Genomic DNA, 12,980 nt, shown 5'->3' with positions numbered 1-12,980 from the left:
CTCATAAAAACATTGATGTACTTGACTAACGAAATCGCCCGAAACAATAATACTGTATATTTATACAGTAAATAAGGAGAGATAAATATGGAACACATTGAACAAATCTATCTTGCCCTGTCACGTATACAATTCATCGCTGAGATTTCCCTCACCGCGTGCTGCAAGCATGAAGAAATGGAAATGGCACTCTACCTAATCTCTGATTTAGCGGACGAATGCTTGCCAAATAATGGGCATGAAGAAGTGTTCTATAAGGCTTCACCAGACTGCACACGATGATTAAAAAATGTTTATCAGGAGTGAATCCCGAACGTGAAACTGGCGATATTCCAATAGTAAATTCATGTTTGCTAATATGTGCCTGCATTTTTCATCAGCATACGCAGAAAGGAATACCATGAATAACGTAATCGCTTTTTTGTCTCTGTCGCTTTTATTGATGGCCACATTAAACCGCCACTAGACGTATTCCGGGCCAAAAACAGTGACAAAGACCCAATCGTTAGCTCCCTTGATGGGATATAGGCCAAGCTTCGGTAAGTAACATGGGTACTTTGTCACTTTTTATCATTCAACTCATGACGCTATACCATAGAAAGTGGGGATTGATATGCATCAACTGCCTAGGGACATTCCCTAGTAGTATACCTTCAGAGTTTAAAACCCTATTTGGACCACCATAAACTACAGGTGATATCATCAATCATCTATAAATCTTGAGAATATGCAGCCAAATGATTTCACAATATGAATACGTCGTTCGCCAATTAGCTAGGACTAAAAACAAAAAACACGAGCAATATGTCGTTACTGGCATTGTGCATAAGCTAAATCGCGATGACATAAAATTTGTTACTCAACAGTACGTGAAAAGAGAATCAGGGCGAGCACTGACCGATCTTTATTTCCCAGCCATCAACCTACATATTGAGATCGATGAACCATTCCATCTCAAACAAGCCGAACACGATAATCTCCGAGAAGCCGATATTATCGATGCTACTGGCCATGAGGTTATTCGCATCTCAGTTGATGGTTCATTACGTCAGATGAACGAACGTATTGACGATTGTGTTGCTGCAATCAAGTCTAAGATCAGTGCATTAGGCGATTGCTTTGAGCCTTGGGATATGGATAAAGAGCTATCTATCGAACCTCATATTCGCAGAGGCTATATCGATGTGAAAGATAACGTAGCATTCCGCAGGATTACTGATGCCTGTAACTGTTTCGGACATAACTACAAGTTTCTCCAGAAGGCTGGAGCCAAACACCCCTACCATGACGATATACTTATCTGGTTGCCCAAACTTTTTGATAATGAGCACTGGAGCAATCAGATCTCTAATGATGAAAACGTCATTACTGAAATACCTAAGTCCGAAGACGCCCAAGCGGCTCACTTTGATAAATGGATGGCAGAAACGAGAAATAAACGTCTGGTTTTTGCAAAAGCCAAAGATAATTTAGGAATGACTCTTTACCGCTTTAAAGGGCTTTATGAGTTAAACCCCAAGAAAAGCAATCGTACCATAGGCCTATATTGGCAACGTATTTCTACTAGGGTGAAAACCTATCCATCACCGGCAAGAAACCCTGATTGAAACGGTAGATGCTATTCGCAACCCATGCATGCATTTAGCGCATGAATTTGCATGACGATCCGCTGCCAGATTTGAGCGCACCAAGCCAGTACTGGCGCGGATCTACCACGATCACGCAACTGCATGAAAAGTGCCCTATAAAGCGGGCAGGCGTGGCGGGGATACGATTGCGCGCGATGGGTTCTGAACTATGTATTTGTATCGGAAATAACACCATGAATAATACAATGAAAATCGATGGACACACTGCGGTCATCACTTTTGACCCTGATATGGAAATGTTCCGAGGCGAATTTATCGGCCTTAATGGTGGCGCTGACTTCTACGGTAATAGCGTGGATGAACTAAAAATGGAAGGCTCACATTCCCTGTCGGTCTTTTTGGATGAGTGCAAAAGAGACGGAATCAAGTCTTATAAATCCTATAGTGGCAAAATCGTTGTCGAGATAACACCTGAACGCCATCATGCTCTTATCCTTACTGCACTTGCTAGCGGCCACTCAATTAATGATTTGCTGTGCCAAGGTGCAGATATGGTCGTACAGAAGTATTCTTGATTAGTTAATCCACCAGAGCGCAGAAACAGACTTGCATGTAAATCCATACAGTATTAGTCTGTCCTATAATCCTATAAAATCTCCACCATCTTGTAGTAGGCAATGGTATCCATAATGAAGAAAATCCAAAAATTCAAAGTGATAGACCTATTTTGTGGTGCTGGGGGACTATCTGCTGGTTTTCTGAAAGGAAAACAAGCTAATTACTTTGAAAGCATTTTGGCTATCGACAATGATACAGCCGCAATCAAAACCTATAACGCTAATTTCGGCAACCATGGCGTCACTGCTAACATTGATGAATGGATTGAAGAAAATGAAATCCCGCAAGCAGATTTAGTTATTGGTGGGCCACCATGCCAAGGCTTTAGCCTGCTCAATAAAAAACGAGCAGGAGATCATCGCCGTGCCTTATGGGAACCCTATATGGATATCATCGAACAATCCTCCGCTTCCATTTTTGTCATGGAAAATGTGCAAGGGTTATTAAACAGCGAAGAGTTCGCCGATATTACCGCCAGAGCGAATGAACTTGGGTTTATCTTGCTCAATCCATCCCTACTCAATACCGCTGACTACGGTGTTCCGCAGACTCGTAAGCGAGTCATCGCCATAGGAGTCAAAGCAGAGTTGTTTGATATCAACCAACTCCCTGCTTTCCCTCCAACACCAACTCACTGTTCGCCCGATAAAAATAGTGCCTTGCCAGCATGGGTTACAGTCAAAGATGCTATTTCTGATTTACCTGAGCCGGAAGGAACAGAGATAAGAGATATTCCTGCACCGCTTAACTTACATTTTGGGCGAAACCCAACAGCGCTTTCCCAAGAAAGATATCGTGTCGTTCCTCCCGGTGGTAACAGGTTCGATTTGCAAAAGCATCGCCCTGATATAACGCCGGCTTGTTGGATTAAAAAAGCCTCTGGTGGAACGGATCTTTTTGGCAGACTGTGGTGGGATAGGCCATCAGTAACAATCAGAACTGAGTTTTTCAAACCAGAAAAAGGGCGTTATCTTCATCCGGAGAAACATCGTCCAATAACTCATCGTGAAGCCGCTCGTTTAATGAGTTTCCCGGATGATTTTATTTTTATTGGTTCCAAAACCGAAGTAGCAAGGCAAATTGGTAATGCGGTCCCCCCCTTATTTGCCCAAAAAATTGCAAATTATGTCCAAAATTTAATGGAATTAAGAATAAAAAATGGCGAGAAGATCTCAGAAAAGTACGCCGGAAAAGCTGCGTAAAGAACTGCTTGAGCTTATTACTGATTTTGAACACAAGCTGCTGGATGAGTCCTTGCGGGAGCAAGTCCGGGCCTTAGTTCCTGCTAACCATCTTTTGCGAGATTTAGGAAGCTCATTGATTGTCGGTGAAGATAGCAACTCAGCCAGAGATCGTATTCTTTCCTATCTAATTAGATATCCAAGACAAATCATTCTTGGCGATGAACTGATGGTTGTCGCTGGAATCAGTGAGTACGCAAGAAGAATTAGAGAGTTACGCGTTGAATTTGGCTGGGCGGTGCTCAGTGGCAAAATGTTGAAAGAAATTGTAGAACAGCAAGAAGTAACACTTGAGGAACTAAACGCGACTTCTCTTCAGGCTCTTAAAACCGATGTTTATACCTTAATCAACACTGAACAAGATAGAGAAGCTGCATTACGTTGGAACGAGGCAAATGAACTTCGTAAAAGCAAGATCTCTGTTAAAGATAAGATCTTGTTGTACTTGAGAAAAAACGTTGGTCGGGCTGTTTCTGGTGAAGAACTACGTTATCTCGCAAACGATAGTAAAGAATGGGCCAGAAGAACCAGAGAATTACATACAGAAGACGGTTGGCCAATCGCCACTAAAAACTCCGGTCGACCGGAGTTATCTGTTGGCGCTTATCTTCTGGAGCAAGATCGACAAGCCAAGCCACATGACAGAAAAATCCCTGACCCTGTGCGTGTTAAAGTTCTCGAAAGAGACCATCATTCATGCAGAAATTGTGGCTGGCAATATCAGCTTAAAAAACCGAACGATCCGAGATCATTGCTTGAACTCCATCATATAGAGCACCATGTTGATGGCGGCGAAAATACCGTTGAAAACCTGCTTACTCTCTGTAATGTTTGCCATGATGAGGTTCATAAGTTACAGACTCCCCCATCAGAGCTTTTGGCCTTATTAAACAAGCCGTTAAAAGATTGATTATTCAGGCATATAGAGATTTTAGTGAAAGGTTATGCATTTAAGGATCTAAAAACTAGAGCACTCAGTAAGCCTGAAGTTACACAAGCCTTCAATGAAGCAGATTATGAACTGGGACTCTTTCAGTCTCTCTATGATAAGTAGCGCGTAGGATACAAACATTATGTGTTACTGCATTAATTACCTCTAAATCTACCCCAACTCATACCCCCTAAACCCCACAACCTCCTCCCCTACCCACTCATTCACTTCTTTCATTCGTTCCTGCAACGGCATTAGCTCGTTGCGCACAAACACCTGACTGGCCTTTTCTATATCGCCAAATCCGCCGGTGTTATTGGGGATGATACCCATCATCTGCGGTGGTACGCGGTGGGCGCTGAGTAGGTCGTCGCGGCTGGCGTTTTTGATATTAAAAAAATCGTCTTTGGTGGCCACCTCGCTGAGTGGGACGATCTTGATACCGTCAGGTTTGCCATTTGGAGCATAGAAGAACAAGTTTTTAAAATTCCCCAACCCTTTGGTGCTGCGCATGGCGTTGCGTAATGTTTCTACGTCGGTATTACTTTGGGCCGCATCGGTGACATACATGATATAACCGGCATGTGCGCCGTTCTGGAAATACTTGCGACGAAATAACGTGGCTGATTCGTTCAGCCATGCTGAGTTGAGTGAACTGAGATATTCCGGCAAGCCGTAAAGTTCCTGATTAATATCCGGTTCAATCAGGTGAAATACCGTGCCTGGCTCAAAGCGATGCGGTTCGCGGAAAGATTGCACGAACCAATACACATCATCTTCTACTCCACGGCGGGTATATTTGGCCGGTGAACATTCCAACCGCATTAACTTGCCTAAGCGATTGAAGCGCTTCTCCAAAAAGGCATTGCCGAATACTAAGAAATCCAGTGCAAAGCGGCTAAATTGTTGGGCGCTGAGCAGCGGATGTGGGATAAAAGTGCTGGTCAGAATATTACGTTTCACATAAATCGGGGAGCTGTGATGTACCGCCGCACGCAGACTTTTGGCCAACCCGGTGAAACTGATCGGGGGCTCAATCCATTTGCCGTTACCGATGCATTCGGCGTAATCCAGAATGTCGCGACGATCCAGCACTGCGGAAGGTTCGCCAAAGCTAAACACTTCCATTGGTTGCTGCAGTTGCCGAGTTAGATTGGTTGATTTTACTGCCTTGCGGCCTTTGCGTTTGCTCATCAGTTAAAATCCAGAATTGAAGATTGGGCATAACCGCTACCGGCGGTTAGCGGCTCGTTAATCATCGCGTGCATCGCCGCCCATGCGATATCTGCATGACTGGCGTCTTCGCTGCGGCTGGCTTGGTAAGTGGCACGGCCACCGCTGGCAGTCATGGTTTTGCGGATAGCCATAAAAGATTGGGTGATATCGGTGTGGCCGGAGTCATACTCCAGCCGCCCACTGGTGATCAGGTCTTTGGCTTTCAGCACCAGCGCGGTTTTAATCTCCGGGCTGTAACGAATTTCCTGCACCGCCGGAAAAAACTCCCGCACCAGTTGATAGACGCCCTGCCCAATGCCCGTGGCGTCGATACCGATATATTCCACGCAGTATTTTTCAGTTAGGGTTTTGATGGATTCAGCTTGAGTGGCGAAGTCCATTCCCTTCCATTGATGGCGTTCCAAAATGCGGAATTTGCCGCCGGGTACCAGCGGTGGAGCCAATACCACGCAACCCGCACTGTCACCGGTGTGAGACGGGTCATAACCCAACCAAACCGCCCGATAACCAAAAGGTCGATAGGCGTAAGGATTAAAATCATCCCACTCCTCCAGACTATCGACCATGCAGCCCTGCAACTCTTCGAACGGGAATACCGAGGTTTTATCATCGACGAATTCGCACATCAGCAGGTTTTGATATTCCGCTGGGCTGTATTCCAGCGCAAGTTGGTCGAGGTCAAACAAGTTACAGCCGCCCGCCAGCGCATCTTCAACAGTGACAATCTGCCGCCACTGACCGTCGCCACACAGCGCACCGTGCATCAAATGGCTATGGCTGAGATCAACATAAATATGTTGTTCTTTGTTTTTACGCCCTTTATTAAACAGTTCGCCAGACCAAAACGGATAAGCGCTGTGGGCCAGACTGGATGGCGTGGAAAAATAGGTGGTACGCCATTTTTTGTGTAATGACATACCCGAAGCCACTTTGCGCAACTCCTGAAACTTCGGTATCCAAAAGTATTCATCGAGATACAGGTTGCCGGTGTAGCTCTGAGCGGTGCGGATATTAGTGCCGAGAAAGAACAGCCGCGCACCGTTGGCCAGCACCATCGGATCGCCTTTCAGGTCAACTTCTACCTGTCGGGCAAAATCAATAATGTAGTTTTTGAATACATGCGCCTGTGCTTTACTGGCTGACAGAAAGATCTGATTGCGCCCAGTGGTTAGTGCATCTATTAGTGCTTCACGGGCAAAGTAGAAGGTCGCGCCAATTTGGCGCGATTTAAGAATATTGCGAATACGATGCTGCAAGCCAGCCCGATACCAACCTTTCTGATATTCAAACGTAGTTTCCAGAAAAATATCATTCAGCGCTTCAATAGCCGCGTCGCTAAACACATTTTTCTCAACCGACTTACGTTCCCCTTTATTGCGGTTACGTACCTTCGGATTCAGATCGGCTTCATTGCCGGTTTGGTTGTAGCGGTTAACTCGTGCCAATCGCTCAATCTGGCGGCCTAGCAGGTCAATCTCTTTGTAGTCGCAACCCTCCTTGTTGTTCTTCATGATCAGTTGAATCAACCGCGCTTCCAGACTGCTCTCCACACGCGATACCGGGGAAACATCCTCCCAGGCATCCCGCTGTTTCCAGCTCTGCACGGTTGGTGCTTTCTGGTTCAGCAGCTCGGCAATCTGGCGCACAGAAAAGCCCTGCCAGTAAAGCAAAGCCGCCTGCCGCCGTGGATCACTGATAAGGGTAGTTGGGGTCGTCATCATGAGCGCAAGGCTACGAAAACGAGTTTGATTCTTCCTCAACTCACTGTTGTGTCAGTGATTAAAGGATTTAGAGTGGTGGCAGTGGGGATTGGGAGTCAGGAAACTAGCGCTGATTTAACTGACCCATTCACGGACTCCCATTATGGCTAAGAAAATTTCTAAGTTTTTCCGTATCGGTGTCGAAGGTGATACTTGCGATGGTCGTATTATCGACGGTAATGACATTCAGCAAATGGCCGATACCTTTGATCCGCGCGTCTATGGCTGCCGCATTAATCTGGAACACATTAAAGGTTTACTGCCTGACAGCCCTTTCCGCCGTTATGGTGATGTGGTTGAACTAAAAGCCGAGAAAATCAACGATGATTCCGCGCTAAACGGTAAGTGGGCGTTATATGCCAAGGTGGTGCCGACCGACGATCTGGTAGCAATGGTGCAAGCTCGACAAAAGGTTTACACCTCAATGGAGATTCGCCCGAATTTCTCCAACAGCGGTAAATGCTATCTGATTGGTTTGGCGGTGACTGATGACCCAGCCAGCTTGGGTACTGAAATGTTGGAATTCTGCGCCCGCGCCAAAACTAATCCACTGGCTGGTAAGAAACTGGAACCCACCGATCTGTTCTCTGTTGCCGTTGAGGCCGCGATTGAATTTGAAGAAATTCCTGAACCCGGAATCAGTCTACTTAGCCGGGTAAAAGAGCTGTTTAATCGCAAGCAATCCTCTGACGATGCCCGTTTTACTGATATCCACGCCGCTGTGACCACCGTAGCCGAACAGCTGCAAGTTCAGGCTGATGCTAACGAGCAGCGTTTTCAACAAATTGAGCAACAGATTGAAGCCAATCAGCAGCAACTTTCCCACCTGCGCGCCAGCCTCGACCAGAGCGAAAGCCTGATCCAACTGCGTCGCCCGATGGCCAACGGCGGTAATGGTGATGAAACCTTTCTGACTAACTGTTAATAACCAGACTGAGAGAGCCTCATGCGACCTAATACCCGAATCAAATTCAACGCTTACCTGACTCAGGTTGCCAAATTGAATGGCATTGAGGTGAGCGATGTGGCGAAGAAATTCAGCGTCGAGCCGTCGGTTACCCAAACCCTGATGACCCGAGTGCAGGAGTCATCCGAGTTTCTCAGCCGTATCAATATGGTGCCGGTGGCCGAGTTAACGGGTGAGAAAATCGGTATCGGCGTCACCGGTTCTATTGCCAGCACTACCGATACCGCGACTGGCGGCGAGCGTGAAACCGCTGACTTTGCCGCTCTTGAAGCCCGCCGTTATCAGTGTGAACAGATGAACTTTGATTTTCATATCCGCTATAACACGCTGGATCTGTGGGCGCGGTATCAGGATTTTCAACTGCGGCTACGTGATGCCATCGCCAAGCGTCAGGCATTGGATTACATCATGGCGGGCTTTAACGGAGTGAAACGTGCGGCTACCTCCAATCGTCAGCAAAACCCAATGCTGCAAGATGTAGCCGTAGGCTGGTTGCAAAAATACCGCAACGAAGCACCGCAACGGGTGATGGATAAAGTGACCGGTAAAGAGGGTGCGATAATTTCCAGCGTGATTCGTGTCGGCGAAAATGGCGACTATAAAAACCTCGATGCGCTGGTATTTGATGCCACCAATACCATGATTGACCCTTGGCATCAGGAAGACCCCGATTTAGTGGTGATCTGTGGCCGTGAGTTGTTAGTCGATAAATATTTCCCACTGATTAACCAAAAACAACCCAATAGCGAAATGCTGGCAGCGGATGTGATTGTCAGTCAGAAACGTATCGGCAACTTGCCAGCGGTGCGCGTGCCCTATTTCCCTGCCAACGCCATGTTAGTGACTCGTCTGGACAACCTATCGATCTATTTTATGGACGACAGCCACCGCCGCCATATCGAAGAAGTTGCCCGCCGCGATCGCATCGAAAACTACGAATCCATCAAACAGGATTATGTAGTGGAGGAATACGGCTGTGGCTGCCTGATTGAAAATATCCAACTATTGACTGAAACAAAAAACGAACATTCAGAAACTGGAGCCTAAACCATGTTAAGCCCCGCCAGACGGCACATGATGCGAGTTTTAGCGGCGGAGGCGGCGCAGCAAATTGATGAGCCGCTGCGCCATGCCAATGGCTATGAACTGATGCTACTAAAACTGGCTGAAGATATTCGCGCTCTAAAAAATGTGCATTCAATGGAGCGCAAAGCTGAACGCAAACGGGAAATGCTGCCCTATTACGCCCCTTGGGTGAGCGGAGTATTGAGCGAAGGTCGAGGTGCACAAGATGCGGTATTGATGACGGTTATGGTGTGGAAGCTGGATATTGGCGATATTGCCGGTGCGCTGGAGATTGCCCACTATGCCTTGCACCATCGCCTCGTGATGCCAGATCGCTATAAACGTTCTACGCCTTACTTATTGGCTGAAGATGTGGCCGATGCTGCCACTCGCGCCCACAGTGCGGGCCAGCCCGTCAATATCGGCCACCTGCTGGCCACAATGGAACTGACCGATGCCGAAGATATGCCAGATCAAGTGCGCGCCAAGCTACACAAAATCGCCGGTATCGTCCTGCGGGACAGTGGTAAAACCGAATCAGCCTTGGTACATCTCAGGCGCGCGTTACAGCTCAATAACCATTGCGGTGTGAAAAAAGATATTGAACGGTTGGAGAGCCAACTACGCAAAGCCAGCCGCTAACCAAACGCGCCCCGCGCCGGGCGGCACGCAAGCCGCGACAACATGCCAGATCAACGTTTGCGTCCACCGCCCTCTATTTTGAGGTTGTCATGACGACAGTGATTATTTCCCCAAAAGATAAGCAGCCACATGGCGGTACCGTAGTCATTCCGCCATCTGCACATGACGAGCCACTGATAAAGAACACATTCTTCTTTCCCGATATTGATCCGAAGCACGTTCGTGACCTGATGCGCCTTGAGCAAACCATCGCCCCAGCCCGGTTACGGGAGGCCATTAAAACCGGTATGGCAGAAACCAATGCGGAGTTACACGATTTTCGCGAGCAGCAAGTCGCCGCTGGGTTTAACCGCCTTATAGATGTGCCGTCAGATGAGGTCGATGGGGAGAATATCCGTGTTTTACATTATGTGCGCGCCGTTTGTGCAATGGCGACCGCGACCTTGTATGAACGTTATCGCGGCGTGGATGCCAGTGCCAAAGGCGACAAAAAAGCTGACAGCATCGACAGCACTATTGATGAGTTGTGGCGGGATATGCGCTGGTCGGTCTCGCGCATCCAAGATAAACCACGCTGTATTGTGGGCCACATCTGATGCAAATCATTGCGCAACAAGGCGATACCCTTGACCTCATTTGCGATCGATATTACGGGCGCACAGAGGGGGTATTTGAAACGGTGCTCGCCGCTAATCCAGGGCTGGCAGAACTTGGGGCGGTGCTACCGCATGGTACTCCCGTTGAGTTGCCAGATATTCAAACCTCACCTGTCACAGAGACTGTAAACCTGTGGGACTGACAATGGAGAAGATCAGCACATTTATTACTTACTGGTTATCAGTAGCACTTGCATGGTTCGGCACACAGACGCCAGATAGGTTTGCGCTCTATATCGGTGGGAGCTGTGCCATTTTTACCGCGCTGGTTAATTTCTGGTATCGCCGTAAAACCTTTAATTACCTCAGATCTATGGGGCTTAATGAAGGGGTGACCCGTGAACTCAATCGTTAAACGTTGCAGTGTCGGTGTAGTGCTGGCGTTGACGATATTGATGCCCGATTTTCATTTACTACATACCTCGCCGGAAGGTCTTGCCCTGATCGCAGACCTTGAGGGATGCCGTCTACGGCCCTATCAATGCAGCGCGGGAGTGTGGACATCAGGTATTGGTCACACTGCTGGCGTTGTGCCTAAAAGAGAGATTACCGAGCGTGATGCGGCGGAAAACTTAGTCGCTGATGTTCTCCATGTTGAACAACAACTGGCGGCTTGTGTGCCGGTAGACATGCCGCAGCCGATTTACGATGCACTTGTCAGTTTCTCGTTTAACGTCGGCACGGCAGCCGCCTGTCGCTCGACGCTAGTTTCGTATCTAAAACACCGACAATGGGAACAGGCATGTAATCAACTCTCTCGCTGGGTATATGTCAATGGAGTCAAAAGTAAAGGGCTGGAGAATCGCCGCCAGCGTGAACGTGCTTATTGTCTTAAGGGAACGCAATGAAAACACTCATCGTGTTGCTAATTCTGGCCGTGTTCGGTGTGCTATGGCTGCGTGACGAGAACGACAAATTAAGCCGGTCGCTTGAGGGAGCTAATCGTGTCACTAACGAGCAAAAAAGTACGATTAGCATGCTAAAAAATCAACTTAACGTTGCTGCCAACCGAGCTGAGAAAAATGAGAGAGCACAGGTTGCCCTGCGTCGGAAGCTTGATGCCGCCGGAAAACTGGCAGCACAGCGTGAACAAACCATCACAAGATTACTCAATGAAAACGAAACCTTTCGCCGCTGGTACCGCACTGATTTGCCTGATGTTGTGCGCCGGATGCACCGACGCCCCGCCTGTGCATCCGCCAGTCATTGTTTACAGCGGATGCCCGAGAGTCAGCCTTTGCCCGATGCCCGGCAGCGACCCGACAACTAACGGCGATTTGAGTGCCGATATTCGTCAGCTTGAGCATGCACTCGAACGTTGTGCGTTACAGGTTGAAATTGTTAAACAATGTCAGGATGAATTAGATGCTGAAACCCGACAATTTGCGCAAGACTCTCACTGATGCAGTGCCGGTGCTGCGTACCAATCCCGACATGCTGCGTTTATTCGTGGATAATGGCAAAATTGCCGCCACACTGGCCGCATCACTGTCATTTGAAAAACAGTACACTCTCAATGTGGTGGTGACGGATTTCACTGGCGATATTGATTTACTGCTGGTGCCGATAATGGCATGGCTACGTGAAAATCAGCCCGACATTATGACCACCGATGAAGGCCAGAAAAAAGGCTTTACGTGGTATACCGATATCAATAACGACAATAGCATTGATGTCAGTATCAACCTGTTACTGACCGAGCGTACCCTTGTCAGGGAGGTCGACAGCGCGTTACATGTGCAAAACATACCGGAGCCATCGCGACCAGAACCGATAACGCGACCGGCAGAAATGTGGGTTAATGGTGAACCAGTGAGTCAGTGGAATGAATGAATTTAAACCATTTGAAGATAAGTTGGCTGGTCTGATTGCTGCGCTATCACCCGCAAGCCGTCGCAGTATGACTGTCGAAATTGCGAAGAAGCTACGCCAACGTCAGCAGCAGCGAATCAAATCCCAAAAATCGCCGGATGGCACTCCCTATGCTCCGCGAAAGCGCCAACCGATCAAAGCGAAGAAAGGCCGAATTAAGCGGGAAATGTTCACAAAACTGCGTACCAACCGCTTTATGAAAGCCAAAGGCGATGACAATGCTGCCGTGGTGGAGTTTACCAGCAAGGTACAGCGTATCGCGCGGGTGCATCATTATGGGCTAAAGGATAAACCGGGTCGCAACAGTATCGCAGTGGAATATCCCGAGCGTAAATTACTCGGGTTTAATAATGGTGATACCGAACTGATAGAGGATGAAGTAATTAGAATGTTAAGTTAGTGC

General features: G+C 47.7%; 18 protein-coding genes. 16 read left to right on the top strand and 2 right to left on the bottom strand.

Annotation, left to right across the window (positions count from 1 at the left end; translation table 11 throughout):
- The first annotated feature begins 87 nt into the window (after window positions 1-87).
- From DX162_RS14785 to DX162_RS14765, 5 genes are all read left to right on the top strand, one after another.
- Complete coding sequence (locus tag DX162_RS14785; RefSeq protein ID WP_032821016.1) at window positions 88-282, top strand: hypothetical protein; 195 nt, start codon at window positions 88-90, stop codon at window positions 280-282.
- Between the two features lie 455 nt (window positions 283-737).
- Window positions 738-1,607 (top strand): AbaSI family restriction endonuclease, encoded by an 870-nt coding sequence (locus DX162_RS14780; RefSeq protein ID WP_004392884.1) that lies wholly within the window; start codon window positions 738-740, stop codon window positions 1,605-1,607.
- A gap of 41 nt (window positions 1,608-1,648) precedes the next feature.
- Entirely contained in the window at window positions 1,649-2,164 is a 516-nt protein-coding gene (locus DX162_RS14775) for a type II toxin-antitoxin system HicB family antitoxin (RefSeq protein WP_004392885.1), read from the top strand.
- Between the two features lie 114 nt (window positions 2,165-2,278).
- Window positions 2,279-3,409 carry a DNA cytosine methyltransferase gene (locus DX162_RS14770; RefSeq protein ID WP_172460435.1) on the top strand — a complete coding sequence of 377 codons (1,131 nt, stop codon included), beginning with the start codon at window positions 2,279-2,281 and terminating at the stop codon, window positions 3,407-3,409.
- Window positions 3,366-4,358 carry an HNH endonuclease gene (locus tag DX162_RS14765; protein ID WP_004392887.1) on the top strand — a complete coding sequence of 331 codons (993 nt, stop codon included), beginning with the start codon at window positions 3,366-3,368 and terminating at the stop codon, window positions 4,356-4,358. The genes DX162_RS14770 and DX162_RS14765 overlap by 44 nt, the downstream gene beginning before the upstream one ends.
- A 192-nt stretch (window positions 4,359-4,550) precedes the next feature.
- Here DX162_RS14765 and DX162_RS14760 read toward each other — a convergent pair whose 3' ends face one another.
- Together DX162_RS14760 and DX162_RS14755 are read right to left on the bottom strand one after the other, a co-directional pair.
- Window positions 4,551-5,573 (bottom strand): phage portal protein, encoded by a 1,023-nt coding sequence (locus DX162_RS14760; RefSeq protein WP_032821019.1) that lies wholly within the window; start codon window positions 5,571-5,573, stop codon window positions 4,551-4,553.
- Window positions 5,573-7,336: a terminase ATPase subunit family protein gene (locus DX162_RS14755; protein ID WP_004392888.1), complete on the bottom strand. Its 1,764-nt coding sequence runs from the start codon at window positions 7,334-7,336 to the stop codon at window positions 5,573-5,575. Before DX162_RS14755 ends, DX162_RS14760 begins: the two co-directional genes overlap by 1 nt.
- Window positions 7,337-7,478: 142 nt before the next feature.
- Between DX162_RS14755 and DX162_RS14750 the strand changes: the two genes are divergently transcribed.
- From DX162_RS14750 to DX162_RS14700, 11 genes are all read left to right on the top strand, one after another.
- Window positions 7,479-8,300 carry a GPO family capsid scaffolding protein gene (locus DX162_RS14750; RefSeq protein ID WP_004392889.1) on the top strand — a complete coding sequence of 274 codons (822 nt, stop codon included), beginning with the start codon at window positions 7,479-7,481 and terminating at the stop codon, window positions 8,298-8,300.
- Between the two features lie 21 nt (window positions 8,301-8,321).
- Window positions 8,322-9,389 carry a phage major capsid protein, P2 family gene (locus DX162_RS14745; protein WP_004392890.1) on the top strand — a complete coding sequence of 356 codons (1,068 nt, stop codon included), beginning with the start codon at window positions 8,322-8,324 and terminating at the stop codon, window positions 9,387-9,389.
- A gap of 3 nt (window positions 9,390-9,392) precedes the next feature.
- A complete protein-coding gene (locus DX162_RS14740) occupies window positions 9,393-10,049 on the top strand; it encodes a phage terminase small subunit (protein WP_032821021.1) in 657 nt (218 codons plus the stop codon).
- A gap of 89 nt (window positions 10,050-10,138) precedes the next feature.
- A complete protein-coding gene (locus tag DX162_RS14735; protein WP_004392892.1) occupies window positions 10,139-10,645 on the top strand; it encodes a head completion/stabilization protein in 507 nt (168 codons plus the stop codon).
- Window positions 10,645-10,848, top strand: a complete 204-nt coding sequence (locus DX162_RS14730; protein WP_032821023.1) for a tail protein X — start codon at window positions 10,645-10,647, stop codon at window positions 10,846-10,848. Before DX162_RS14735 ends, DX162_RS14730 begins: the two co-directional genes overlap by 1 nt.
- Entirely contained in the window at window positions 10,839-11,060 is a 222-nt protein-coding gene (locus DX162_RS14725) for a phage holin family protein (RefSeq protein WP_032821025.1), read from the top strand. Before DX162_RS14730 ends, DX162_RS14725 begins: the two co-directional genes overlap by 10 nt.
- Window positions 11,044-11,553, top strand: coding sequence for a lysozyme (locus DX162_RS14720; protein ID WP_032821027.1), 510 nt, complete (start codon window positions 11,044-11,046; stop codon window positions 11,551-11,553). Before DX162_RS14725 ends, DX162_RS14720 begins: the two co-directional genes overlap by 17 nt.
- Window positions 11,550-11,975 carry an Rz-like lysis system protein LysB gene (gene lysB, locus DX162_RS22595; protein ID WP_032821029.1) on the top strand — a complete coding sequence of 142 codons (426 nt, stop codon included), beginning with the start codon at window positions 11,550-11,552 and terminating at the stop codon, window positions 11,973-11,975. The genes DX162_RS14720 and lysB overlap by 4 nt, the downstream gene beginning before the upstream one ends.
- Window positions 11,863-12,108, top strand: a complete 246-nt coding sequence (lysC, locus tag DX162_RS14710; protein WP_072099649.1) for an Rz1-like lysis system protein LysC — start codon at window positions 11,863-11,865, stop codon at window positions 12,106-12,108. Before lysB ends, lysC begins: the two co-directional genes overlap by 113 nt.
- A complete protein-coding gene (locus DX162_RS14705) occupies window positions 12,071-12,538 on the top strand; it encodes a phage tail protein (protein WP_032821031.1) in 468 nt (155 codons plus the stop codon). The genes lysC and DX162_RS14705 overlap by 38 nt, the downstream gene beginning before the upstream one ends.
- Window positions 12,531-12,977: a phage virion morphogenesis protein gene (locus tag DX162_RS14700; protein WP_032821033.1), complete on the top strand. Its 447-nt coding sequence runs from the start codon at window positions 12,531-12,533 to the stop codon at window positions 12,975-12,977. The genes DX162_RS14705 and DX162_RS14700 overlap by 8 nt, the downstream gene beginning before the upstream one ends.
- The last annotated feature ends 3 nt before the right edge of the window (window positions 12,978-12,980 follow it).

Origin of the sequence: Yersinia kristensenii, assembly GCF_900460525.1 — a bacterium.
Taxonomy (GTDB): domain Bacteria; phylum Pseudomonadota; class Gammaproteobacteria; order Enterobacterales; family Enterobacteriaceae; genus Yersinia; species Yersinia kristensenii.
Note: the sequence above shows the minus strand (reverse complement) of the source record. Positions and strands in the feature narration are given on the sequence as shown.

Coding starts and splice junctions, on each gene's coding strand:
- DX162_RS14785 (WP_032821016.1), top strand. CDS start 88: ATGGAACACATTGAACAAATCTATCTTGCCCTGTCACGTATACAATTC.
- DX162_RS14780 (WP_004392884.1), top strand. CDS start 738: ATGATTTCACAATATGAATACGTCGTTCGCCAATTAGCTAGGACTAAA.
- DX162_RS14775 (WP_004392885.1), top strand. CDS start 1,649: ATGAATTTGCATGACGATCCGCTGCCAGATTTGAGCGCACCAAGCCAG.
- DX162_RS14770 (WP_172460435.1), top strand. CDS start 2,279: ATGAAGAAAATCCAAAAATTCAAAGTGATAGACCTATTTTGTGGTGCT.
- DX162_RS14765 (WP_004392887.1), top strand. CDS start 3,366: ATGGCGAGAAGATCTCAGAAAAGTACGCCGGAAAAGCTGCGTAAAGAA.
- DX162_RS14760 (WP_032821019.1), bottom strand. CDS start 5,573: ATGAGCAAACGCAAAGGCCGCAAGGCAGTAAAATCAACCAATCTAACT.
- DX162_RS14755 (WP_004392888.1), bottom strand. CDS start 7,336: ATGATGACGACCCCAACTACCCTTATCAGTGATCCACGGCGGCAGGCG.
- DX162_RS14750 (WP_004392889.1), top strand. CDS start 7,479: ATGGCTAAGAAAATTTCTAAGTTTTTCCGTATCGGTGTCGAAGGTGAT.
- DX162_RS14745 (WP_004392890.1), top strand. CDS start 8,322: ATGCGACCTAATACCCGAATCAAATTCAACGCTTACCTGACTCAGGTT.
- DX162_RS14740 (WP_032821021.1), top strand. CDS start 9,393: ATGTTAAGCCCCGCCAGACGGCACATGATGCGAGTTTTAGCGGCGGAG.
- DX162_RS14735 (WP_004392892.1), top strand. CDS start 10,139: ATGACGACAGTGATTATTTCCCCAAAAGATAAGCAGCCACATGGCGGT.
- DX162_RS14730 (WP_032821023.1), top strand. CDS start 10,645: ATGCAAATCATTGCGCAACAAGGCGATACCCTTGACCTCATTTGCGAT.
- lysB (WP_032821029.1), top strand. CDS start 11,550: ATGAAAACACTCATCGTGTTGCTAATTCTGGCCGTGTTCGGTGTGCTA.
- lysC (WP_072099649.1), top strand. CDS start 11,863: ATGTTGTGCGCCGGATGCACCGACGCCCCGCCTGTGCATCCGCCAGTC.
- DX162_RS14705 (WP_032821031.1), top strand. CDS start 12,071: ATGCTGAAACCCGACAATTTGCGCAAGACTCTCACTGATGCAGTGCCG.
- DX162_RS14700 (WP_032821033.1), top strand. CDS start 12,531: ATGAATGAATTTAAACCATTTGAAGATAAGTTGGCTGGTCTGATTGCT.